We start from the raw sequence: 22,117 nt of genomic DNA on the forward strand, positions 1-22,117 counted from the left end.
TCGGGCCTCGCCGTAGGCTGGCGCCATGAGCGAAGAGCAGGCCGCACTCCGGCTGCCCGGGGTGCGGTCCGCCGTGGAACGGTGGCGCGAGCTGGCCGCGGGCACAGGTGGGGGCACCGCCTCGGATGCGGGCGGGGACGCGGGCGGGGATCGGGACACGGTCGTGGTGCTCGACGGCTTCCACGCCCTGAAGCACGCGCTGCGCTTCGGCGCCGAGGTCCACCTCGCGGTGAGCAGTGACAAGGCGGCCGTGCTGCGGCTGGCCGCCGACCTCGCGCCCGACCTGACCGCGGACCTCGCGGAACGCGTCACCGAGATCCCGGCGGCCGCGCTGCGCGAGCTGGTGACACGCGTCCACCCGACCGGTGTGGCAGCGCTTGCCGCCCGGCCGCCGCGGGACGGGGCCCTGGCCACTTTGGCGGCGCGGCCCCGGCGGGCCCCCGTCGTGGTCCTCGACCGGCCGCGCAACCTCGGCAACGTCGGCGCGGTGATCCGGCTCGCCGCCGGCTTCGGCGTGACCGGTGTGGTCACCACCGGCGACCTCGATCCCTGGCACCCCAACGTCCTGCGGGCCGGCGCGGGGCTGCACTACGCGACCGCCGTGGAGCGTACGACCCCGGACGGGCTGCCGCCGGGGCCGCTGCACGTGCTCGACCCGGAGGGCGAGGACATCCGCGCCGCCGAACTGCCGGACGACGCGCTGATCGTCTTCGGTTCCGAGCGGCACGGTGTGTCCGACGAGCTGCGCGCCCGGGCCACGCACCTGGTGTCGCTGCCGATGCGGCCCCAGGTGTCGAGCTACAACCTGGCCACCAGCGTCGGTATGACGCTCTACCACTGGTCGGCCACGTCCGGTTCCCCGCTGGTCCCCGGACGGACCTGACCTGGACCGCCGTGCGACCGTCGGTCAGGCCTGCCTGCGCACCTCCACCGTCCGGAAGCGGCCGGCCACGAACGCCGCGTCGCACAGTGCGGAGTTCGCCGCGGGATTGCCGCCGGAGCCGTGGAAGTCGGAGAAGGCGGCGGTCTGGTTGACGTACACCCCTCCGGTCAGGTTGAGCGACAGCTGCGCGCACTCCTCCTGGCAGACCTCCACCAGCCGGCGCTCCACCTCGGGTTCTGTCGTGTAGCCGCCCACCGTCATGGCGCCGTGGTCGCGGATCGTCCGGCGCAACAGCTCCAGCGCGGCGTCGGTGGAGTCCACGGCGACGGCGAAGGCGACAGGCCCGAAGCACTCGGCCATGAACGCGGCCTCCGCGTCCGGCTTGGCGGTGTCCAGCCTGACCAGCGCCGGGGTGCGGACGACCGCGTCGGGGAAGTCGGGGTGCTCCACCGCGCGGGAGGCGAGCGCGACCTCGCCCATGCCGGGGGCGGCGTCGAGCCGTGCCCTGACGTCCGGGTTGACCAGCGCGCCAAGCAGCGCGTTGGCCCGGGCGTCGTCACCGAGCAGCTTGTCCACGGCGGCGGCGAGGTCGGCGACCACCTCGTCGTACGTCCGCGGCCCTGCCTCGGTGCCGATGCCGCTCCGGGGGATCAGCAGATTCTGCGGGGTGGTGCACATCTGGCCGCTGTAGAGCGAGAGGGAGAAGGCGAGGTTGGCGAGCATGCCGCGGTAGTCGTCGGTGGAATCCACCACCACGGTGTTGACCCCGGCCTTCTCGGTGAAGACCTGCGCCTGGCGCGCGTTGGCCTCCAGCCAATCGCCGAAGCCGGTCGACCCGGTGTAGTCGACGATGCGGACCTCGGGGCGTACGGCCAGGGTTTTGGCCAGTCCCTCGCCCGGTCGCTCGACGGCGAGGCAGACCAGGTCGGGGGAGAAGCCGGCTTCGGCCAGTGTGTCGCGGGCGGTGGCGACGGTCAGCGCGAGCGGCAGGACGGCCCGCGGGTGCGGCTTGACCAGCACCGCATTGCCGGTGGCCAGCGAGGCGAAGAGCCCGGGATAGCCGTTCCAGGTCGGGAAGGTGTTGCAGCCGATCACCAGGCCGATGCCGCGCGGCACCGCGGTGAAGTCCTTCCGCAGCTCCAGCGGGTCCCGCTTGCCCTGCGGCTTCACCCATTCCGCGGTGCCCGGGGTGCGCACCTGCTCCGCGTAGGCATAGGCCACCGCTTCGAGGCCGCGGTCCTGCGCGTGCGGGCCGCCCGCCTGCAGGGCCATCATGAAGGCCTGTCCTGAGGTGTGCATCACCGCGTGCGCGAAGAGCTGGCTCCGTGCGTTGATCCGGGCCAGGATCTCCAGGCACACCATCGCCCGGGCCTCGGGTCCCGCGACCCGCCAGGCGGGCATCGCCGCGCGCATCGCGGGCAGCAGCACGTCCGGATCGGGGTGCGGATACTCCACCCCCAGCTCGATGCCGTACGGGGACCGCTCGCCGCCGGTCCAGCCGTCCGTCCCCGGCTGCTCGGTCGTGAAGTCGAAGCGGCGGCCGAGCAGCGCCTCGAAGGCGGCCTTGCCCTCCTCGGCGTCCGGATACGCCTTGGGGTGCTCGGGGTAGGGCGACCAGTAAGCGCGGGTCCTGATGGTGTCCAGTGCCCTGTCGAGGGTCTCTCGATGGCGCTCGGCCAGGGACAGGCTGGAGAGATCGGCGGACAATGGGACCAACTCCTCGTCGAGCTGCGCCGGGTGTGGGGAACACCGCTAGATTAACCGAATGTTCGGTCGGGACAAGGGCGGGAAACCCGGCCTGTGGACAACTCTCCGCCGGACCGGGCAGGGCCCGCAGGAACCGGCCGGCACCGGCAAGGAGTCGTGGACAGCGTGACCGCACTTGACAGCAACAGCACCGTGGCCGTCGTCGGCGTGGGCACGATGGGCCAGGGAATCGCCCAGGTGGCCCTGCTCGCGGGCCACCGGGTGCTGCTCCATGACGGTGTCCCCGGCCGCGCGCAGGTCGCGGCCGACGCCGTGGCCGGCCGCCTCGACCGGCTCGCCGCCAAGGGCAGGATCACCGCCGGCGAGCACCAGGACGCGCTGGCCCGGCTCGTCCCCGCCGAGAGCCTCGCCGACCTGGCGGGGGCGGCACTGGTCGTGGAGGCCATCGTCGAGGAGGCGGCGGCCAAGCAGGCGCTGTTCGCCGAGATCGAGGCGGTCGTCGGTGACGACTGCCTGCTGGCGACCAACACCTCCTCGCTGCCGGTGACCGCCGTGGCCGGTGGGCTGCGGCTGCCCGGGCGGCTGGTCGGGCTGCACTTCTTCAACCCGGCCCCGCTGCTGCCGCTGGTCGAGGTGGTCGCGGGCGCCGCCACCGGGGCGGCGGCGGTCGCCACCGCCTATGACACGGCCGCCGCCTGGGGCAAGACGCCGGTGCGCTGCACCGATACCCCCGGCTTCGTCGTCAACCGCATCGCCCGCCCCTTCTACGCCGAGGCCCTGCGGGTCTACGAGGAGCGCGCCGCCGATCCGGCGACCATCGACGCGGTGCTGCGCGAGTGCGGCGGCTTCGCCATGGGGCCCTTCGCGCTGATGGACCTCATCGGCCAGGACGTCAACGAGGCCGTCACCCGCTCGGTCTGGGAGGCCTTCTTCCACGACCCGAAGTTCACTCCCTCGCTCGCGCAGCGCCGGCTGGTCGAGTCCGGGCGGCTCGGCCGCAAGACCGGCCGCGGCTGGTTCACGTACACCGAGGGCGCCGGCACCCGCGGTGCGGCGGGCGTACCGGATCCGGGGTCGGAGCCGCACACCGCGGGGCCGGCCGTCCCGCCGGCGTACATCGGGGTGCGCGGCTCGCTCGGTCCCGCGCGGTCGCTGGCAGGGCTGGCGGCAGAGGCCGGGATCGAGGTCCGTGTGGAGCCCGCGGCGGGGCCCGGCGCGATCGTGCTGCCCGGCGGCACGCCGCTGCGGCTGGCCGACGGCCACCCCATGCCCGCGCCGGGGATCCGCTTCGACCTGGCGCTCGACTACCGCACCGCCACCCGGGTCGCCGTCGCGCCAGGCGACGGTGTGCACGCCGCGGCGGTGGAGCAGGCGGTGGGGCTCTTCCAGGCGCTGGGCAAGAAGGTCAGCGTCATCGGGGACGTGCCGGGTCTGATCGTGGCGCGGACGGTCGCCATGCTGGCCGATCTCGCGACCGACGCGGTCGCCCGGCAGGTCGCCTCCGCGCAGGACATCGACACCGCGATGCGGAGGGGCGTCAACTATCCGCTGGGTCCGCTGGAGTGGTGCGAGCTGATCTCCGCCACCTATGTGCGCGATCTCCTGGACGCGCTGCACCGGGACTCCCCCACCGGGCGCTACGCGCCCTGCCGGGAACTGAGGCGGCGTGCGGCCGCGAGGGAAGGTGTGATCTCCTCATGACCATGCCCAAGCGCGACACCTATACGCCGGACTCGCTGCTCGCCGTGGCCGTGGAGGTCTTCAACGAGCGCGGCTACGACGGCACGTCCATGGAAGACCTCTCGCGCGCGGCGGGTATCTCGAAGTCCTCGATCTACCACCATGTGCGGGGCAAGGAGGAACTGCTCAACCGCGCGGTCGGCCGCGCCCTCGACGGCCTCTTCGGCATCCTCGACCAGCCGGAGGCCGGAAGCGGCCCCGCGGTGCGGCGGCTGGAATACGTCATCCGGCGGACCGCCGTCGTGCTCATGGACGAACTTCCCTACGTCACGCTGCTGCTGCGGGTCCGGGGGAACACCACGACGGAGCGGTGGGCGATGGAGCGCCGCAGGGAGTTCGACCAGCGGGTCGCGGAGTTGCTCAAGGCAGCCGTGGCGGAGGGCGATCTGCGGGTGGACGTCGAGGTCAGGCTGGCCACCAGGCTGCTGTTCGGGATGATCAACTCGATAGTCGAGTGGTATCGCCCCGCCGTGAAGGGGGCGCTGGACCGCGACCAGGTCGCCGATGCGGTGGTACGGCTGGCCTTCGACGGACTGCGTGCGTAGACCGCGTCCGTGGCGGACGGCACGTCCGCATATTGGTCCAGACCATTGACTAGGCCGTCGATCACCGCCACGATCCAGCCATGCTGACGGCTGATCGATCTCCCGGGCGCGGCCCCGCCCCGCTGCGCATGAGCGCCGCCTCGGCGCTGGCGGTGTCCTTCGCGCTGCTCACCGGTTGCCTGCTCACCGGATGCGGCGGAGGCGGCGACACCGCGGACGGCAGTACCGGCGGCGCCCCCGCGCCGACCGCGGAAGTCAACGACTTCGGCTGCCTGTCACCCGAACAGGCCAGTGCGGGCTACCTGACCTTCACCAGCTCGGAGAACCAGGACGTCGAGGCCTACGCGACCGGCAAGGGCACCACCGTGCTGGTCCTCGCACACCAGGCGGACGGCGACGTCTGCCAGTGGGTGCCGGACGCAGACGAGCTGGCGAAGGAGGGCTACCGGGTGATCGCGGTGGACTCGGCGGGCAGCGAGGTCGCGGAGATCACCGCGGCCGTCACCCACGCCCGCGCCGAGGGCGCGCGCAAGGTGCTGCTGGTCGGCGCGTCCAAGGGCGGCACCGCAGTGCTGACCTCGGCCGGCTCGATCACCCCGCCGGTCGACGCGGTGGTCTCGCTCTCGGCGCCCGCGAGCTACAGCGGCATGGACGCGGCCGGTACCGTCCCCGGCCTGACCATGCCGGTCTTCTACATGGCCGCCGAAGGCGACACGGAATTCGCCGCGTCGACCAGGGACCTCAGCAAGGCCACCGGGAAGGCCGGGGAGAACGACCTCACCATCGTCGACGGCCCGAACCACGGGGTGAGCATGCTGGACAATCCCGACAACTTCGCGAAGGTCAAGGCTTTCCTGCGGAAGTACGGCGGCTGACCCGTCCGTCGTCCGCCGGGTGGGCCCTGGGCCTGGCCGGGGTCCGCCTGGCCGTCATCAGTCCCCGACCACCAGGTCGGTCTCCTCGAAGACCAGCAGGGTACGGCTGCTCAGCACTTCCTCGATGGACTGCAGCCGGGTCAGGACCAGCTCGCGCAGGCTGCGGTTGTCGACGGTGTGCACGAGGAGCAGGACGTCGAAATCGCCGCTCACCAGCGCGATGTGGACGACGCCGGGAAGGGTGACGAGCTTCTCCCGCACCGTCCGCCACGAATTCTGGACGATCTTGAGGGTGATGTAGGCCGAGGCGCCGTGCCCGGCTCGCTCGTGGTCCACCCTGGCGGTGAAACCGCGGATCACCCCGTCCTCGATGAGCCGGTTGATCCGGGCGTAGGCGTTCGCCCGCGACACGTGCACCCGCTCGGCGACCGAGCGTATGGACGCCCTGCCGTCCTCCTGGAGCAGCCGCAGGATCGTGCGGTCTATCGGGTCCAGAGGTCGGACCGTCGGCTCCTCGTCGGCCATCTGTTCTCTCGCCATCCCCCGCAAGCTCCCTACCATGGACGTACTGGCTCCATCTCAGGCTGTGCAGAACCGTTTGTCCACAGGCGAAACCACCCCGTAGCCAAAATGCCTCCGGCGACCGAACAATCGGTAGGGAGAGCGGGACCCGCTCGCACTACCGGTCACCGACCACAAGGAGGTGCTCGCGATGACCGTGCTGGACACCCGTGCCCGGCGGCCACGCACCGACGCCGCCCCGCTGCTGCCCGATCCTGAGCCGTACCGGCTGCTCGGCACCCCCGCCGCGGCGGACCTGGACCCCGCGCTGCTCGACAGGCTCTACGGGCAGCTCGTACGCGGCCGCCGCTACAACCGGCAGGCCACCGCCCTGACCAAGCAGGGAAGGCTGGCCGTCTACCCGTCCAGCACCGGCCAGGAGGCCTGCGAGATCGCCGCGGCCCTCGCCCTGCGGCCCCGCGACTGGCTCTTCCCCAGCTACCGCGACACGCTCGCCGTCGTCGCCCGCGGCGTCGACCCCGTCGAAGCGCTGACGCTGCTGCGGGGCGACTGGCACACCGGCTACGACTCCCGCGAGCACCGGGTCGCACCGCTCAGCACCCCGCTGGCGACCCAGCTGCCGCACGCCGTCGGCCTCGCGCACGCGGCCCGGCTCAGCGGTGACCCCGTGGTCGCGCTGGCCATGGTCGGCGACGGCGGGACGAGCGAGGGCGACTTCCACGAGGCGCTCAACTTCGCGGCCGTCTGGCAGGCCCCCGTGGTCTTCCTCGTGCAGAACAACGGCTTCGCCATCTCCGTCCCCCTCGACAAGCAGACCGCCGCCCCGACCCTTGCCCACAAGGCGGTCGGCTACGGCATGCCGGGGCGGCTGGTCGACGGCAATGACGCCGCGGCGGTCCACCAGGTGCTCAGCGAAGCGGTCGAGCGGGCACGTGAAGGCGGCGGCCCCACCCTGGTCGAGGCCCTCACCTACCGGATCGACGCGCACACCAACGCCGACGACGCCACCCGCTACCGCGAGGAGTCCGAGGTCGCGGCATGGCGGGAGCACGACCCCGTCGAGCTGCTGGAAAGGGAGCTGACGGCCCGCGGGCTGCTCGACGACGCCGGCCGGCAGCGCGCCCTGGACGACGCCGAGGCCATGGCCGCCGACCTGCGCACGCGGATGCACGAGGACCCGCGGCTCGACCCGGCGGAGCTCTTCACGCACGTCTACGCCGAGCCGACACCGCAGTTGCGCGAGCAGGCCGCGCAGCTGCGGGCGGAGAGGGAAGCGGAGCGGCAGTCATGACCACCGCCGCCACCACGGCCGCGGGCCGGGCCACGGCCCCTGCCCGCAAGCCCGCGACCATGGCGCAGGCGCTCAACCAGGCGCTGCGCGACGCCCTCGCCGCCGACCCGTCGGTGCACGTGATGGGCGAGGACGTCGGCACCCTCGGCGGCGTCTTCCGCATCACCGACGGGCTGGCCAGGGAGTTCGGCGAGGAGCGCTGCACCGACACCCCGCTGGCCGAGGCGGGCATCCTCGGTGCCGCGGTCGGCATGGCGATGTACGGGCTGCGGCCGGTCGTCGAGATGCAGTTCGACGCCTTCGCCTACCCGGCGTTCGAGCAGCTGGTCAGCCATGTCGCGCGGATGCGCAACCGCACCCGCGGGGCGCTGCCGATGCCGATCACCGTGCGGATCCCCTACGGCGGCGGCATCGGCGGGGTCGAGCACCACAGCGACTCCTCCGAGGCGTACTACCTGCACACCCCTGGCCTGCACGTGGTCACCCCGGCGACCGTCGAGGACGCCTACGGGCTGCTGCGGGCGGCCATCGCCTCCGACGACCCGGTGATCTTCCTGGAGCCGAAGCGGCTGTACTGGTCGAAGGCCGACTGGTCGCCCCAGGAGCCGTCCGCGGTCGAACCGATCGGGCGGGCCGTGGTGCGCCGCCCGGGCCGCACGGCGACGCTGATCACCTACGGGCCGTCGCTGCCGGTGTGCCTCGAGGCGGCGGAGGCGGCCGAGGGCGAGGGCTGGGATCTGGGCGTGGTCGACCTGCGCAGCCTGGTGCCCTTCGACGAGGAGACGGTCGCCGAGGTCGTCCGCGGCACCGGACGGGCGGTCGTCGTCCATGAGTCGTCGGGCTTCGGCGGCGCCGGTGCGGAAATCGCGGCACGCATCACCGAACGCTGCTTCCACCATCTGGAAGCCCCCGTGCTGCGGGTCGCCGGCTTCGACATCCCCTACCCGCCGCCGATGCTCGAACGGCACCATCTGCCGGGCGTGGACCGCATCCTCGACGCCGTCGGCCGACTGCAGTGGGAGGACGACTGATGGCCGTCGTGCGCGAATTCACCCTTCCCGACCTCGGGGAAGGGCTCACCGAGGCGGAGATCGTGCGCTGGCTGGTGCAGGTCGGCGAGGTCGTCGCCGTCGACCAGCCGGTGGTCGAGATGGAGACGGCCAAGGCGGTCGTCGAAGTGCCCTGCCCCTACGGCGGGGTGGTCACCGCGCGCTTCGGCGAGGAGGGCGACTCGCTCGCGGTGGGGCGCCCGCTGGTCACCGTCGCCGTCGGGTCCGAAGCCGGTTCCGGCGCGGGCGGCACCGATGCCGGACCCGCGGACGGCGGCGGGGGCGGTGACGGCGGGGGCGGTGACGGGGAGGGCTCGGGCAACGTCCTGGTCGGATACGGCACCGGCGGCGCGGTCTCGCGCCGCCGGCAGCGGGTGCGGGCGAGCCGCCCGGCGGCCGGCGGCACAGCGGCTCGGGCCGGCGCCGACGGCCAGGCGGTGGCATTGGCTGCGGGCTCCGGGGGCTCCGAGGGCTCCGGGGGCTTCGAGGGCTCCGAGGGCGTGGACTCCGGCGGCGGTGCGGCTTCCGGCGGTGCGGTTGCTTCCGGACGCGCGGTGGATGGCGCCGCGGTGGATGGGGCCGCGGCCTCCCGGAGCGTGGCGCGGGGCGGTGTGGCTTCCGGCGGTGCGGTGGACGGTGCTGGCGTGGTGGGCGGGGACGGGCCGGTGGCCGTCATCTCGCCGCTGGTCCGGCGGATCGCCCGCGAGCACGGTCTCGATCTGCGGCGCCTGACCGGCAGCGGTCCCGAGGGGCTGATCCTGCGCTCCGACGTGGAGCGCGCGGTCGCCACCCCCGCGCTCGCCCCCGCACCGGTGGTGCACGGCGGTGCGCAGGACGGCGCCGAGCGGGTGCCGCTGCGCGGGATCCGCCGGGCCGCCGCGGAGAAGCTGGCCCGCAGCCGCCGGGAGATCCCCGACGCCACCTGCTGGGTGGACGCCGACGCCACGGAACTGCTGGCCGCCCGGGCGGCGATGAACGCCTCAGGAGAGCGGCGGATCTCGCTGCTCGCCCTGCTGGCCCGGGTGGTGACCGCCGCTCTGGCGCGCTATCCGGACCTCAACTCCACGGTGGACGCCGAGCGGTCGGAGATCATCCGGCTGCCCGCCGTGCATCTCGGCTTCGCGGCCCAGACCGACCGCGGCCTGGTGGTGCCCGTGCTGCGGGACGCCCACACCATGACCACGACGGCGCTAGCGGCCGAGATGTCCCGGCTCACCGAGGCGGCGAGGAACGGCTCGCTGACCCCCGCGGAACTGACCGGCGGGACCTTCACGCTGAACAACTACGGGGTCTTCGGGGTCGACGGCTCCACGCCGATCATCAACCACCCGGAGGCCGCGATGCTGGGCGTCGGACGGATCGCGGCCAAGCCCTGGGTGCACGACGGCGAACTGGCGGTGCGGCAGGTGGTGCAGCTGTCCTTCACCTTCGACCACCGGGTGTGCGACGGCGGGACCGCCGGCGGATTCCTGCGGCTGGTGGCGGACTGCGTGGAGCAGCCGGCGTTGCTGCTCGCCGCGGTGTGACGCCCGTCGCCGCGGTGTGACGCGGGGCCCCGGCCCGGATCGCTCCTGGCCGGGGGATACTCGCGGGCATGACGACGAGCTACGACGCGGTGGTGCTGGCCGGCGGCGCGGCGAGGCGGTTGGGCGGGACCGACAAGCCCGCGCTCGAGGTCGGCGGCCGGACGCTGCTCGACCGGGTGCTCGCCGCGTGCGCGGGCGCCGACCGCACCGTCGTGGTGGGACCGCGCAGGCCGACCGCACGGCCGGTGCGGTGGACCAGGGAGCAGCCCACGGGCGGTGGACCGCTGCCCGCACTCGCCGCCGGGCTGGCCGCCCTGGCCGGTGAGGGCGGCCCCCGGGCGGTCGTCGTCCTCGCCGCGGACCTGCCCTTCCTGACGGTGCATACGGTGGCGGCGCTCACCGGGGCCCTGGCCGTGGCCGAGGACTGCGAGGGCGTCATCCTCACCGACCCCGCAGGGCGCGACCAACCGCTGGCGGCGGCGTATCTGGCGGAGCCGCTGCGCCGTGAGACCGCGCTGATCAGTACGGAGCACGGCACCCTGAGCGGCCTGCCGCTGCGCCTGCTGACCCGCGAACTGACACTGCGCCGCCTCGCCGACCCGACCGGCGAGGCCAGTTTCGACTGCGACACCTGGGACGACGTGGCGGGCGCGCGGGCCCGGCTCGACGACACCCGTTGAAGCGAACCCGCACCCGGGGGACCGTCCGCGGGTGCCGGACGCAGTCCGAGGGGTGAGCCTGGGTGGCTTGCGGGTGCGGATCGGGGACCATGGGCGTGTGGTGGACGAATGGATCGCAGCAGTCAAGACCGAATTGGGTATCGACCTCGATGTGGACACCGAGGTCCTGCTCGACCTGGCACGTGACGCGGCACACGGTGTCGCGAGGCCGGCGGCGCCGCTGACCACCTTCCTGGTGGGATACGCGGCGGCCCAGGCGGGCGGCGGGCCCGAGGCCGTGCGGGAGGCGTCGCGGAAGGCCGCCGACCTGGCGTTGCGCTGGCCGCAGGAGTCGGGCGGATGAACGGCGCGGGTGACAAGGGCCCTCGCGGCTCCGACGCCGCCGACCGGGCACTCGACGACGCCCTCGCGCTGGCCAACGGCCCCGGCGCCGGCGGTCCGGCCTCGCGCCCGCCGCGCACCGACCCGCTGGTCGTCGCGCTCGGGCACGAACCCGTCGGCATGACACGGGACGCCTCTTCAGGCACCCGGGCGCCCGCGGGCAAGGACCGGCACCCGGAGGCCGTGCCCTGGCCCGAGGCGCGGCGGATCGCCCGGCAGGTCGGGCGCAGGCTCGACGCGCGGGCGCTGCCGCTGGGCGAGGACATCCTCGGCATGGCGCTGGCGCGGGCCCTGGTGGCGCTGACGGATCTGCCGCCCTTCGACTCCTCGGCCATGGACGGCTGGGCGGTGGCAGGACCTGGCCCCTGGCGGTTGAAGGGTCAGGTGCTCGCCGGGCAGCAGCGCTCGGTCGGCGTCCTGCTGGGTGGCGACGCCCTCCGTATCGCCACCGGCGCGGTACTCCCGCCCGGCACCACCGCGGTGCTGCGCAGCGAGCACGGCACCTGCCGGCGCAGGACCGACGGCGAGTGGCTGCACGTCCTGGCGCCGCACCCCGATCCCCGCTCGGGCCAGGAGATAAGGCGCAGGGGCCAGGAATGCCGGAGCGGGGACGAGTTGCTGCCCCCGGGCACGCTGGTGACCCCCGCGATGCTGGGCCTGGCGGCCGCGGCGGGCTATGACGAACTGACCGTCACCATGCGCCCGCGGGTGGAGATCCTCGTACTCGGCGACGAACTGCTCGACCACGGGGCGCCGCGGGCCGGCCGGGTGCGTGACGCGCTCGGCCCGATGCTGCCGTCCTGGCTGCGCGGCCTCGGCGCTGAGGTCACCTCGGTGCGGCGGCTGACGGACGACGCCGACATGCTCCGCGCTGCGGTGGCCGCCAGCAGCGCCGACCTCGTGGTGACCACCGGCGGTACGGCGGGCGGGCCCGTCGACCACGTCCACCCCGTGCTGGCGAAACTCGGCGCCAAACTGCTGGTCGACGGGGTGGCGGTACGGCCGGGGCATCCGATGCTGCTGGCCGAACTCCCGGCCGGCGGGCTGCTGGCCGGCCTGCCCGGGAACCCGCTCGCGGCCGTCTCCGGTGTGCTCACCCTGGTGGCCCCGGTCCTGCGTACCCTCGCCGGCCGCCCGGTGCCGGCGCCCTACGCGGCGCCGCTGACGGCTGATGTGCAGGGGCACCCGGTGGACACCCGGCTGGTCCCGGTCGTCTTCGACGACGAATCGGCCGCCCGGCCGCTGCACTTCACCGGTCCCGCGATGCTGCGCGGCCTCGCCGCCGCCGACGGTATGGCTGTGATCCCGCCGGGCGGCGCCCGGGCCGGCCAGGACACCGCTGTCCTGGACACCGGTGCGCTCGCCCCGGCGTGGGGGAGCGGCACATGACGCCATCGGACGGCGACGAGCCACCGGACACCGACGCCTCCGATGACCTGCCCCCGCCCGACCCCAAGGCCTACAAGGTCGCTTTCCCGCGGCCTTCGACAGGGCCGTTGCTCCAGGTCACTCGGCGCCTGGTGCTGGCTGTCCTGGTGCTGGCCATCACAGTGCTGATCGTCTACGCCGACCGGGGCGGCTACCACGACAACGCCGACGGCTCGGTGTCCTTCCTCGACTCCCTCTACTACTCGACGGTGACGCTCTCGACGACCGGCTACGGCGACATCGTCCCCTACAGCACCGGGGCGCGGCTGAGCAACACCTTCCTGGTCACGCCGCTGCGGGTGATCTTCCTGATCATCCTGGTCGGTACGACGCTCGAAGTGCTGACCGAGCGGACCAGGGAGCAATTCCGCACCACCCGCTGGAGGAGAACCTTGCGCGACCATGTGGTCATCGTGGGATACGGCACCAAGGGCAGGTCGGCGGCGCGGACCCTGCTGGGGCGCGGTGTGCCGAGGGAGCGGATCGTGGTCGTCGACCCCAACCCGAAGGTGGTGCACGCCGCGACGGAGGAGGGCTACGTGGCCGTCGTCGGCGATGCCACCCGCAGTGACGTGCTGCGGCGGGCAGAGGCGCAGCGGGCCCGGCAGATCGTCGTCGCCGCCCAGCGTGACGACACCGCGGTCCTGGTCACCCTGACCGCCCGCCAACTCAACCGGGAAGCACACCTGGTGGCCTCGGTCCGCGAGGAGGAGAACGCTCCGTTGCTGCGCCAGTCGGGAGCCGACTCCGTCATCACCAGCTCCGGCGCCGCGGGGCGGTTGCTCGGGCTGTCCGTGCTGAGCCCGAACGTCGGCAAGGTGATGGACGACCTGATCACCTACGGCAGCGGGCTCGACCTCATCGAGCGGCCGGTCGCCGCCTCGGAGGTGGGCATGACACCGCGTGAGATGGGCGATCTGGTCGTGTCGGTGATACGCGAGGGGCGGCTGCTGGACCACGACGACCCGGACGCCGCGCCGTTGCGGGTCGCCGACCGGCTGATCACCATCCGAAGGGCGTCCGCAGAACCCGCCGCGGCGCCGCCTGACTGAGACCGGCGGCCGCCCGCCGCCGGCCCTCGCGGGTGCGCGCTCGGCCTCACGGGTCCACGGCAGCACGTCCCTTAGGGTCGTGTCATGCGTGCGATCACGATTGCCGAACCCGGTGGCCCCGAGGCGCTGGTCCTTGCCGACGTCCCCGATCCCGTGCCGGGCACGGGCGAGGTGCTCGTCGAGGTCGTGGCCTCGGCCGTGAACCGTGCCGACATCCTCCAGCGGCAGGGCTTCTACGACCCGCCGCCCGGTGCGTCCCCCTACCCGGGGCTGGAGTGCTCCGGACGGATCGCGGCCATCGGGCCGGGCGTCACAGGGTGGAGCGTCGGCGACGAGGTCTGCGCACTGCTCGCCGGCGGCGGCTACGCCGAGCGGGTCGCCGTCCCGGTCGGCCAACTGCTCCCGGTCCCCGAGGGGATCGACCTGCTGACGGCCGCGGCACTGCCCGAGGTGACCGCCACGGTGTGGTCCAACGTCTTCCAGATCGCCCATCTGCGGCCGGGCGAGACCCTGCTGGTGCACGGCGGCTCCAGCGGCATCGGCTCGATGGCGATCCAGTTGGGCAAGGCGGTCGGAGCGAAGGTCGTGACGACCGCGGGCAGCGCGCGCAAGCTCGCCGTCTGCCGGGACCTCGGTGCCGACGTCCTGGTGAACTACCGGGATCAGGACTTCGTCGAGGAACTGGGCGGCCACGGGGCCGACGTCATCCTCGACGTGGTCGGTGCCGCATACCTGGGGCGCAACATCGACGCCCTGGCGGTGAACGGCCGACTCATCGTCATCGGCATGCAGGGCGGGGCGAAGGGTGAACTCAACCTCGGCAAACTGCTCGTCAAGCGTGCCGCCGTCATCGCGACGAGCCTGCGGGCCCGGCCGGTGGAGGAGAAGACGGCGATCGTCGCCGCGGTGCGCGAGCACGTCTGGCCGCTGATCGAGGCCGGTGCCGTCCGCCCGGTCGTGGACCGCGCCTTCCCGCTGGCCTCGGCCGACGACGCCCACCGTCTGATGGAGAGCAGCGAGCACATCGGCAAGATCCTGCTCACGGTCTGACAGCTGCCGCCGTGCGGCGCGCCTCGGCAGCGGACCCGTCAGCGGACCCGGCCGGAGCGCCCACAGCTCGCCTGGCCGACTCGGCGCTGCCCTGCCGATCCGGAGGACCGTTCTGCCGCCATGGCAGCCAGGATGCCGGAAATGTCGCTTCATGTGACGCTGAGACCACCGATGGTCCGGCGGAGAGGCGACGTGCGTGCGGTGGTTTTCCGGCAGGCGAGCCAGATCCCGGGCCTCTGGGCCCCCGATACGCCCGGCCGACTCCGCCACCTTCCGCTTGGCAGCCCCCCTGCTCCTCGCAGCGTCGCTGCTGACCCCCGCCGCCGTCGCCCGGGCCGCCGAGCCACCCCCCGTCGCGGGCGTCGCCCCCGCGCCGCGGGCGCCCGGTGGCGCACCCGCACCTGGGGGAGCCGCGCTCCCCGGTGTCGCCCGGCCGCCGCAGCCTCCGGCCGGACCTGACCCCCGGCCGGGAATCCCGCCGCCCGGGCCCGGCACCGTGGGCCCACCAGGACCCGACCGGCCGGGCGGGCCCCATGGATCCGCGCCCGTGAGGCCCCCCGTGCCCGGGCCGGCCGACCCTGCCGTGCCCCGTCCACACGCCACCGCCGGCATGCCTGCCATACCGCCACCTCCCTCGTCTCATTCGCCTGCCTCTTCCCGCCCGTCCGCGGAGCCGCCGCGGCCTGCCAAGACCCCTGACCGGCCCGCGCCCGGCCCGGCCCCGAAGCCGTCGGACTCCGAGGCCGCACCGCTGCACCCCCCGGCCCGCCCGCCCGCGCCCCCGACTTCCGGGAGCGGGCGGCCGACCGCGCACACCTACGAGCAGCGGCACCCGGTGCGCCACCACGGCCGCGGCTACACCGGCCGGGCGCCGTCGTTCCTGCCAGACGCGGGGGACACGGGATCGACCACGAGCCGTCCCGCGCCCACCGCCCCCGGGACGGGGCAGCAGGAGCCGTCGGCCCCCTCCTACCAGCCCGGCCGACGGGTGCTCAGGGTGCTGCCGCTCGGTGCGGGCCTGACGCTGGTCGGCCTGGGACTCGGCTTTCTCGGCCTGCGCCTCCGCCGCCCCTGACGAGCAGCTCGTGACTGCGAGTGACCGCCCACGGAGATGATTGCCTGCCGGTCGCCGCTTCGAACCTGCCGCCGCATTCGACCACCCGTTCGAGTGAAGTGGTGCGCGAACCCGCCGACCGGCCTTGCCTGCCGTGGCCTTACTCGGTATACATACTCAGTATGTCGATCCGTCACGGCCTGCTGGCCCTCCTCGAACGAGGTCCGCGCTACGGCTATCAGCTGCGCACCGAGTTCGAGTCACGCACCGGTTCCACCTGGCCGCTCAACGTCGGGCAGGTCTACACGACCGTCGCCCGGCTGGAGCGGGACGGCCTCGTCGTCCCCGCGGGCGAGGACGAGGCGGGTCACGCCCTCTACGCCATCACCGAGGACGGCAGGGACGAACTGCGGCAGTGGTTCGCCACCCCGGTCGACCGGGCGAATCCGCCGCGGAACGAGCTGGCGATCAAGCTCGCGATGGCGGTCGGTTCGCCCGAGGTCGACGTGCGCTCGGTCATCCAGGCCCAGCGCGCTCACACCATCCGGGCGATGCAGGACTACACGCGGTTGAAGGGACAGGCGCTGGAGGCCGCGTCCCGCCGACCGGGGGTGTTCGACCCCGACGACGTGGCCTGGCAGCTGGTCCTGGACCAGCTGATCTTCCAGGCGGAGGCCGAGGCCCGCTGGCTCGACCACTGCGAGACCCGGCTCGTCCGGCTCGCCCCGCAGGCCGCGGCCGACAGCCGCCCGAGCCCGGCGGCAGAGCCCGAGCGGCCGGCGGACAGCAAGCAGGAAGAGGGCGCCGCGCGAAACGGGGGGCTGCGTGGCGCCCTCGGGCGGCCCCGCCCCCGGCGCTGACCGGCCGGAGCCGGCCGCCCGCACAGCAGGCCGACGGCGCGCCGCACCACCCCGCAGCACCGCATCACCGCAGCACCTGAAGCAGTCACAGCACCGCACCAGCCGAGGCACCCGCAGCAGAGCGCAGAGCGCAGAGACCGAGCGCCGGCACCGAGTGCCGAGAACCGGTCGCAGACCGAAAGAGCACAGCGCGCAAGCGCAGTCCGGACCGAACAGCCCGGGCCCGAATCAGGGGGAAGCAGTTCTCATGTCCAGCCAGCCCACACCGCCCGCAGAACCGCGCGACCCGTCGGATCCGGCAGGCGCCCGCCACGGCACCGCGGCTGCCGCACCCATCGCGTCCGGCGCGCCCGGCCGCGCCGTCGAACCCGTCCTCAGGCTCGAGGAACTGACCCGGGTGCACGGCACGGGTGCCGCGGAAGTGCACGCGCTGCGCGGGATCGACCTCGATGTGCACCCGGGGGAGCTCGTCGCCGTGATGGGACCTTCGGGTTCGGGGAAGTCCACCCTGCTGACCATCGCCGGCGGCCTGGACCTGCCGACCTCGGGACGGGTCCTGGTCGAGGGCACCGATCTGACCACCGCCAGCAGGAAGGCCATAGCGGCGCTGCGCCGGCGGAGCATCGGCTACGTCTTCCAGGACTACAACCTGATCCCCGCGCTCACGGCCGCGGAGAACGTGGCACTCCCCCGCGAGTTGGACGGCCTGAGCAGCCGCAGAGCGCGCCGGGAGGCGCTGGTGGCGCTGGAGGAGTTCGGGCTGCAGGATCTCGCCGACCGCTTCCCCGACGAGATGTCGGGCGGCCAGCAGCAGCGCGTCGCCATCGCCCGGGCGCTGGTGGGCGACCGGCGGCTGGTGCTCGCCGACGAGCCCACCGGCGCACTGGACTCGGAGACCGGGGACGCGGTGCTCGCCCTGCTGCGGTCCCGTTGCGACGCGGGGGCGGCAGGCATCCTGGTCACCCACGAACCGCGGTTCGCCGCCTGGGCGGACCGGGTGGTCTTCCTGCGGGACGGCTCGGTGGTCGACATGACGCTGCGGTCCAGCGCGGAGTCGCTGCTCGCGGGCGGAGCGGCCCAGTGAAGGCGGGGCAGGCAGGGGTCCCGGGGGTCGGGCGGCTGCATGCCTGGCGGGCGGCGATCAGGATCGCCCGGAGGGACGCCGTGCGGTACAAGGGCCGCAGCGTGCTGGTGCTGGCGATGATCGCGGTGCCGATCATCGGGGTGAGCGCGGCCGATGTCACGATCCGCAGTTCACAGCTGACCACCGGGCAGAAGATCACCCGGGAGCTGGGTGCCGCGGATGCGCGGCTCTCCGACGCGGGCGAGGGGCCGCAACCGGTCTACCAGGAACCGGTGGACGGCGGGGTCATCCCGGTGCACAGGAAGGAAGACCGCACGGCGGCGACGGTCGGTGCCGCGGTGGTGGACGGCGGGGTCTCCGCGGTGGGTGGCGACGTCGACGCGGCGGTCGACTCGCGGACGGCACTGCCGGCCGGAGCGCACTGGCTGAGCGACACGAACGGCTATGCGCCGATCCTGACGAAGTACGGCCTGCTCGACGTCGAGATCAGGGAGCTGAAGGCCGGCGACCCGATCGCCGCGGGAATCACGCACCTGGACAAGGGGCGCTTTCCGAAGGCCATGGACGAGATGAGCGCGACCACCGCGTTCCTCAAGTCCAGTGGTCTGCATATCGGTTCGAAGGTGAGGGTGCGCGGCTACGACCGGACATATCGCATCGTCGGCGCCTACGAACTGCCGAGTCAGCTGGACAGCACGCAGCTCAACGCCCTGCCGGGGGCTTTCATCGCCCCGTACCAGGCGAATTTGGACGCGGCGGAGAAAGTGGTCGACTCGGTCAGGGCGTCCTATCTGGTGTCGATGCCGGGAGACTTCACCTGGCAGATGGTGAAGCAGGCCAACACGCTCGGCGTCGTGGTCGATTCACGGGCGGTACGGGAGAATCCGCCGGCCAGGGCCGATGTGCCGATCTACCAGGTCGACCCGAATATCTTCGAGCTCGCCTACGACGGCGGTGACACCCGGGCGGCGGCCGTCGCCGCGGCCGCGACCATCGTCGGCCTGAGCATGCTGGAGATCTGCCTGCTGGCGGGTCCGGCCTTCGCTGTGGGAGCGCGTCGTTCCCGGCGTCAGCTGGGGCTGGTCGGGGCCAACGGCGGTGACCGCAGGCACATCCGGGCGATCGTGATCTCCAGCGGTCTGGTGATAGGAGCGGCGGCGGCCGTGGTCGGCACGCTGCTCGGGGTGGTGCTCACGCAGCTGCTGCGCGGCACGCTGGAGGATTACAACGGCTCGCGGTTCGGCGGACTGAATCTGCGGCCACTGGAGTTGGCGGGGATCGGCGGGCTCGCCGTGCTCACCGGGGTGCTGGCAGCGATAGTGCCGGCGGTCAGCGCGTCCCGGCAGAGCGTGCTCGCTTCGCTCACCGGACGCCGCGGGGTCCGGCGCGCCAATCGCTTCCTGCCGGCCGCGGGGCTGTTCCTGCTCTGCCTCGGTGTTGCCGTCGTCTTCTACGCGACGACGCACGACGACACCAGCCTCACGGCGGTCGGCGGAGCGGCTCTCGCGGAGATCGGGTTGGTGATGATGACGTCGGCGATCGTCGGGGCTTTCGGCCGGCTCGGCAGGTGGCTGCCGCTGACACCGCGGCTGGCGTTGCGGGACGCGGTGCGCAACCGGGGGCGCACGGCCCCGGCGGTGGCGGCGGTCCTGGCCGCGGTGGCCGGCTCGGTCGCCGTGGCGACGTATTCGGCCAGCCAGGCGCAGGAGGAGCGGCAGGCCTACCAGGCCCAGCTGCCCCATGGAGTGGTCGCGGTGAGCGCGTGGGGCGATGGGACCGCCGACCTCGGGCGGGTGCGCGCCGCGGTGGCGAAGAACTACCCGGTCACCGGCCGGGTGGATGTGGCCAGGATCTACGCCGGTCCGCCGGCCTGTGCCACGCAGTCGGGTGCGCAGGACTGCGGCAGCGTCCAGCCGGTGATGCCGGCTGCCAACAGGTGTCCTTCGTCGGGGCCCAGGGGTGTCCATGGGCTCTCCACCGCGCAGCGTGAGGCGCTGGTCAACGACTGGCGGTGCGATGTCAGCGGTCGCCCGGCGGCGATCTCCGTCGAGGGCGGCATCCTGGTGGGCGGACCGGGGGTGCTGCACGCGCTCGGCATCCGCGACGCCGCCGCCGAGCAGCAGCTGGCGCGCGGTGGGACGGTGCTGTTCGATCGGGCGTACGCCGACCACGGGGCACTGAAGGTCAAGATCATCACCGACTCGGCGGAAGCGCCGGAGGACGGTTCGGAGCCGAAGGGGCCGGTGAAGACGCTGCCTGCGCTTCTGGCGGCCGACCACCAGTCCTACGGTGTGACGGCTGTCGTGCCGCAGAAGGCGGCCGACGCGGCGGGGCTGACGACCACCCCTGCCGGCTCGTATTTCACGACGTCGACGATGCCCAGTGGCGCACAGCGACAGGCGCTGAACAACGACGTGGCCAAGATCGGTACGAGGGCGCAGGTGTATCTGGAGCGGGGATACACCGGCAGGGACGGGGTGATCCTGCTGGCGCTCACGCTGTTCGCGGGGCTGATCACCATCGGCGCGTCCGGGATAACGACGGGGCTGGCGCAGACGGACGCGGAACCGGACCTGAGGACGCTGGCGGCGATAGGCGCGAACGGGCGGATGCGGCGGACGCTGTCGGGCTTCCAGTGCGGAGTGGTCGCGCTGATGGGCGTGGTGCTGGGGTCGGTGGCGGGAGTGCTGCCCGCCGTCGCGCTGCGGCGTGCCGACCGGCACCGCCGCTGGGCGGACTACCATCGCGCGATCACCGAGGGATGGGGCGGCGCGACCGTGCCGCACGTACCTGTGGCGGTGCCGTGGGGCACCCTGGCGATGCTGGTCGTGCTGGTGCCGCTGGGCGCCGGGCTGCTGGCGGCACTGGTCACCCGGTCTCGTCCCGACTTCGCCAGGCGGGCCGAGGGATGAGGGGCGCCCGCTGCCTGGCGGCCGCGGGCGCTCTGGGGGCGGCTGGGCCGCGGGGTGACCCCCGGTGCCGCTCCCCGGAGGGCGGCGGGTGCCGTGGGCTGGATGGGGCCGGCGGATGAGCCCCGGTGGCTCACGGAGGGCGGCGGGTGTCGTGGGGTCGGCTGGGGCCGGCGGATGAGCCCCGGTGGCTCACGGAGGGCGGCGGGTGCCGCCCGGTTGGGGGCTGCGGATGAGCCCCGGGAGGTCGGCCGGAGCTGGGGGCTGAGTCCCGGGTCGTCCCGCCGGGCCACGGGGGCAGTGCCGTGGGACGGTCAGTCGACGGCTGCGGGGTCAGGTGGGCGGGGGGGATGCCCGCCGGACCGTGACCGGACCACCGCGGGACGTCCCTTGGACGCCGGCCGGACCACCGCGAGACGTCCCTGGGACGCCGGCCGGACGACCGCGGGGTGACTCCCGGGGTGGCTCCGCGGAGGGCTGCGGGTGCCGTGGGCTGGATGGGGCCGGCGGATGAGCCCCGGTGGCTCCCGGAGGGCGGCGGGCGTCGTGGGGGCGGGTGGGTCGAGGGGTGTGAGCTCCGGGGGTGGCTCCCTGGAGGGCGGCGGGTGCCGCCCGGTTGGGGCAGCGGATGAGCCCCTGGGGGTCGGTCGGGTCTCGGGACGGGCTCCGGGTCGTCCTGCGGGGCCACGGGGGGCGAACCACCTGACGGGCGCGCCGGGCGGGAGGGCGGGCGGGGTGGCGGATGAGCGTCGGATTTCCCGTCGGGGGACTCGGGGGACGGCCGGCGGGCGGGAGGGGGTACGGGCCCGCGCGGGGTGGGGGTGCGGGACAATGGTCGTATGGAGATGCCGATGAACGAACGGTCGCCGGAGAGCTCGCAGAATCCGCAGGTCTTGGTCGTGGGGCCGGACGGAATGGCCCTGGGTGGGGGACCGGGCGGTGATGGCGAGGAGGCCCGCGAGATCCCGGTGACGGAGATGGTCGAGCAGCCGGCGAAGGTGATGCGGATCGGCAGCATGATCAAGCAGCTCCTGGAGGAAGTGCGGGCGGCACCGCTCGACGAGGCCAGCCGGGTGCGGCTCAAGGAGATCCACTCCAGCTCGGTGAAGGAGCTGGAGGCGGGTCTCGCGCCGGAGCTGGTGGCGGAGCTGGAGCGGTTGTCGTTGCCGTTCACCGAGGACAGCGTCCCGAGTGAGGCGGAGCTGCGGATCGCCCAGGCGCAGCTGGTGGGCTGGTTGGAAGGGCTTTTCCACGGCATCCAGACCGCGCTTTTCGCTCAGCAGATGGCCGCCCGTGCCCAGCTCGAGCAGATGCGCCGAGCGCTGCCTCCCGGTGCGCTCGACAGCGACGAGGAGCAGGAGGTCGGCCACCCGGGTTCGCGCTCGGGCCCGTACCTGTAAAACCGCAGCACGCGGGGCCTCGGAGCTGCCGACTCAGGAGCTGGGGCCCCGGGCCGGGCCGGACGGGTGAAGCCGCGGCCC

Annotated in this window: 17 protein-coding genes and 1 pseudogene; 16 read left to right on the top strand and 2 right to left on the bottom strand. The window is 73.6% G+C overall.

Going from position 1 to position 22,117, the window contains the following annotated elements; translation table 11 throughout:
- The first annotated feature begins 25 nt into the window (after nt 1-25).
- Entirely contained in the window at nt 26-883 is an 858-nt protein-coding gene (locus tag ACGFMP_RS03190; RefSeq protein WP_393669911.1) for a TrmH family RNA methyltransferase, read from the top strand.
- Nucleotides 884-907: 24 nt separating this feature from the next.
- Here the strand turns inward: ACGFMP_RS03190 and paaN are convergent, their stop codons facing one another.
- Entirely contained in the window at nt 908-2,569 is a 1,662-nt protein-coding gene (gene paaN, locus ACGFMP_RS03195; RefSeq protein ID WP_393670315.1) for a phenylacetic acid degradation protein PaaN, read from the bottom strand.
- Between the two features lie 186 nt (nt 2,570-2,755).
- Here paaN and ACGFMP_RS03200 point away from each other — a divergent pair, with 186 nt between their 5' ends.
- From ACGFMP_RS03200 to ACGFMP_RS03210, 3 genes are all read left to right on the top strand, one after another.
- A complete protein-coding gene (locus ACGFMP_RS03200; RefSeq protein WP_393669912.1) occupies nt 2,756-4,291 on the top strand; it encodes a 3-hydroxyacyl-CoA dehydrogenase in 1,536 nt (511 codons plus the stop codon).
- Complete coding sequence (locus tag ACGFMP_RS03205) at nt 4,288-4,875, top strand: TetR/AcrR family transcriptional regulator (protein WP_393669913.1); 588 nt, start codon at nt 4,288-4,290, stop codon at nt 4,873-4,875. Before ACGFMP_RS03200 ends, ACGFMP_RS03205 begins: the two co-directional genes overlap by 4 nt.
- 80 nt (nt 4,876-4,955) lie before the next feature.
- A complete protein-coding gene (locus ACGFMP_RS03210) occupies nt 4,956-5,750 on the top strand; it encodes an alpha/beta hydrolase family protein (protein WP_393669914.1) in 795 nt (264 codons plus the stop codon).
- A gap of 57 nt (nt 5,751-5,807) precedes the next feature.
- Here ACGFMP_RS03210 and ACGFMP_RS03215 read toward each other — a convergent pair whose 3' ends face one another.
- A complete protein-coding gene (locus ACGFMP_RS03215; protein WP_393669915.1) occupies nt 5,808-6,290 on the bottom strand; it encodes an Lrp/AsnC family transcriptional regulator in 483 nt (160 codons plus the stop codon).
- Between the two features lie 172 nt (nt 6,291-6,462).
- On the opposite strand from ACGFMP_RS03215, the gene pdhA reads away from it, so the two are divergent.
- The 12 genes and pseudogenes from pdhA (at nt 6,463) to ACGFMP_RS03275 (ending at nt 22,036) form a co-directional block, all read left to right on the top strand.
- On the top strand, nt 6,463-7,563 hold the full coding sequence (gene pdhA / locus ACGFMP_RS03220; protein ID WP_393669916.1) for a pyruvate dehydrogenase (acetyl-transferring) E1 component subunit alpha: 1,101 nt from the start codon (nt 6,463-6,465) through the stop codon (nt 7,561-7,563).
- The gene (locus tag ACGFMP_RS03225) at nt 7,560-8,594 is read left to right on the top strand and encodes an alpha-ketoacid dehydrogenase subunit beta (RefSeq protein ID WP_393669917.1); all 1,035 of its coding nucleotides are present in this window, start codon (nt 7,560-7,562) and stop codon (nt 8,592-8,594) included. Before pdhA ends, ACGFMP_RS03225 begins: the two co-directional genes overlap by 4 nt.
- A complete protein-coding gene (locus ACGFMP_RS03230; protein WP_393669919.1) occupies nt 8,594-10,138 on the top strand; it encodes a dihydrolipoamide acetyltransferase family protein in 1,545 nt (514 codons plus the stop codon). The genes ACGFMP_RS03225 and ACGFMP_RS03230 overlap by 1 nt, the downstream gene beginning before the upstream one ends.
- A 68-nt stretch (nt 10,139-10,206) precedes the next feature.
- Nucleotides 10,207-11,161: pseudogene (locus ACGFMP_RS03235) on the top strand (NTP transferase domain-containing protein).
- The gene (locus ACGFMP_RS03240; RefSeq protein WP_393669920.1) at nt 11,158-12,588 is read left to right on the top strand and encodes a molybdopterin molybdotransferase MoeA; all 1,431 of its coding nucleotides are present in this window, start codon (nt 11,158-11,160) and stop codon (nt 12,586-12,588) included. Before ACGFMP_RS03235 ends, ACGFMP_RS03240 begins: the two are co-directional and overlap by 4 nt.
- Nucleotides 12,585-13,679, top strand: coding sequence for a potassium channel family protein (locus ACGFMP_RS03245; RefSeq protein ID WP_393669922.1), 1,095 nt, complete (start codon nt 12,585-12,587; stop codon nt 13,677-13,679). The genes ACGFMP_RS03240 and ACGFMP_RS03245 overlap by 4 nt, the downstream gene beginning before the upstream one ends.
- A gap of 84 nt (nt 13,680-13,763) precedes the next feature.
- The gene (locus ACGFMP_RS03250; RefSeq protein WP_393669923.1) at nt 13,764-14,729 is read left to right on the top strand and encodes an NAD(P)H-quinone oxidoreductase; all 966 of its coding nucleotides are present in this window, start codon (nt 13,764-13,766) and stop codon (nt 14,727-14,729) included.
- 835 nt (nt 14,730-15,564) lie between these two features.
- Nucleotides 15,565-15,804: a hypothetical protein gene (locus tag ACGFMP_RS03255; protein WP_393669924.1), complete on the top strand. Its 240-nt coding sequence runs from the start codon at nt 15,565-15,567 to the stop codon at nt 15,802-15,804.
- Between the two features lie 161 nt (nt 15,805-15,965).
- On the top strand, nt 15,966-16,643 hold the full coding sequence (locus ACGFMP_RS03260) for a PadR family transcriptional regulator (protein WP_393669925.1): 678 nt from the start codon (nt 15,966-15,968) through the stop codon (nt 16,641-16,643).
- A 247-nt stretch (nt 16,644-16,890) separates the two neighbouring features.
- On the top strand, nt 16,891-17,727 hold the full coding sequence (locus tag ACGFMP_RS03265) for an ABC transporter ATP-binding protein (protein WP_393669927.1): 837 nt from the start codon (nt 16,891-16,893) through the stop codon (nt 17,725-17,727).
- Between the two features lie 116 nt (nt 17,728-17,843).
- Nucleotides 17,844-20,639, top strand: a complete 2,796-nt coding sequence (locus ACGFMP_RS03270; protein ID WP_393670317.1) for an FtsX-like permease family protein — start codon at nt 17,844-17,846, stop codon at nt 20,637-20,639.
- An 836-nt stretch (nt 20,640-21,475) separates the two neighbouring features.
- Nucleotides 21,476-22,036 (top strand): bacterial proteasome activator family protein, encoded by a 561-nt coding sequence (locus tag ACGFMP_RS03275; protein WP_393669929.1) that lies wholly within the window; start codon nt 21,476-21,478, stop codon nt 22,034-22,036.
- Nucleotides 22,037-22,117 lie beyond the last annotated feature (81 nt).

The organism is Streptomyces sp. NPDC049040, from assembly GCF_043197715.1.
In the GTDB taxonomy this organism is placed as follows: domain Bacteria; phylum Actinomycetota; class Actinomycetes; order Streptomycetales; family Streptomycetaceae; genus Actinacidiphila.

Coding starts and splice junctions, on each gene's coding strand:
- ACGFMP_RS03275 (WP_393669929.1), top strand. CDS start 21,476: ATGGAGATGCCGATGAACGAACGGTCGCCGGAGAGCTCGCAGAATCCG.
- ACGFMP_RS03260 (WP_393669925.1), top strand. CDS start 15,966: ATGTCGATCCGTCACGGCCTGCTGGCCCTCCTCGAACGAGGTCCGCGC.
- ACGFMP_RS03225 (WP_393669917.1), top strand. CDS start 7,560: ATGACCACCGCCGCCACCACGGCCGCGGGCCGGGCCACGGCCCCTGCC.
- ACGFMP_RS03245 (WP_393669922.1), top strand. CDS start 12,585: ATGACGCCATCGGACGGCGACGAGCCACCGGACACCGACGCCTCCGAT.
- ACGFMP_RS03210 (WP_393669914.1), top strand. CDS start 4,956: ATGCTGACGGCTGATCGATCTCCCGGGCGCGGCCCCGCCCCGCTGCGC.
- ACGFMP_RS03265 (WP_393669927.1), top strand. CDS start 16,891: ATGTCCAGCCAGCCCACACCGCCCGCAGAACCGCGCGACCCGTCGGAT.
- ACGFMP_RS03205 (WP_393669913.1), top strand. CDS start 4,288: ATGACCATGCCCAAGCGCGACACCTATACGCCGGACTCGCTGCTCGCC.
- ACGFMP_RS03270 (WP_393670317.1), top strand. CDS start 17,844: ATGATCGCGGTGCCGATCATCGGGGTGAGCGCGGCCGATGTCACGATC.
- ACGFMP_RS03190 (WP_393669911.1), top strand. CDS start 26: ATGAGCGAAGAGCAGGCCGCACTCCGGCTGCCCGGGGTGCGGTCCGCC.
- ACGFMP_RS03215 (WP_393669915.1), bottom strand. CDS start 6,290: ATGGCGAGAGAACAGATGGCCGACGAGGAGCCGACGGTCCGACCTCTG.
- ACGFMP_RS03250 (WP_393669923.1), top strand. CDS start 13,764: ATGCGTGCGATCACGATTGCCGAACCCGGTGGCCCCGAGGCGCTGGTC.
- ACGFMP_RS03230 (WP_393669919.1), top strand. CDS start 8,594: ATGGCCGTCGTGCGCGAATTCACCCTTCCCGACCTCGGGGAAGGGCTC.
- pdhA (WP_393669916.1), top strand. CDS start 6,463: ATGACCGTGCTGGACACCCGTGCCCGGCGGCCACGCACCGACGCCGCC.
- ACGFMP_RS03240 (WP_393669920.1), top strand. CDS start 11,158: ATGAACGGCGCGGGTGACAAGGGCCCTCGCGGCTCCGACGCCGCCGAC.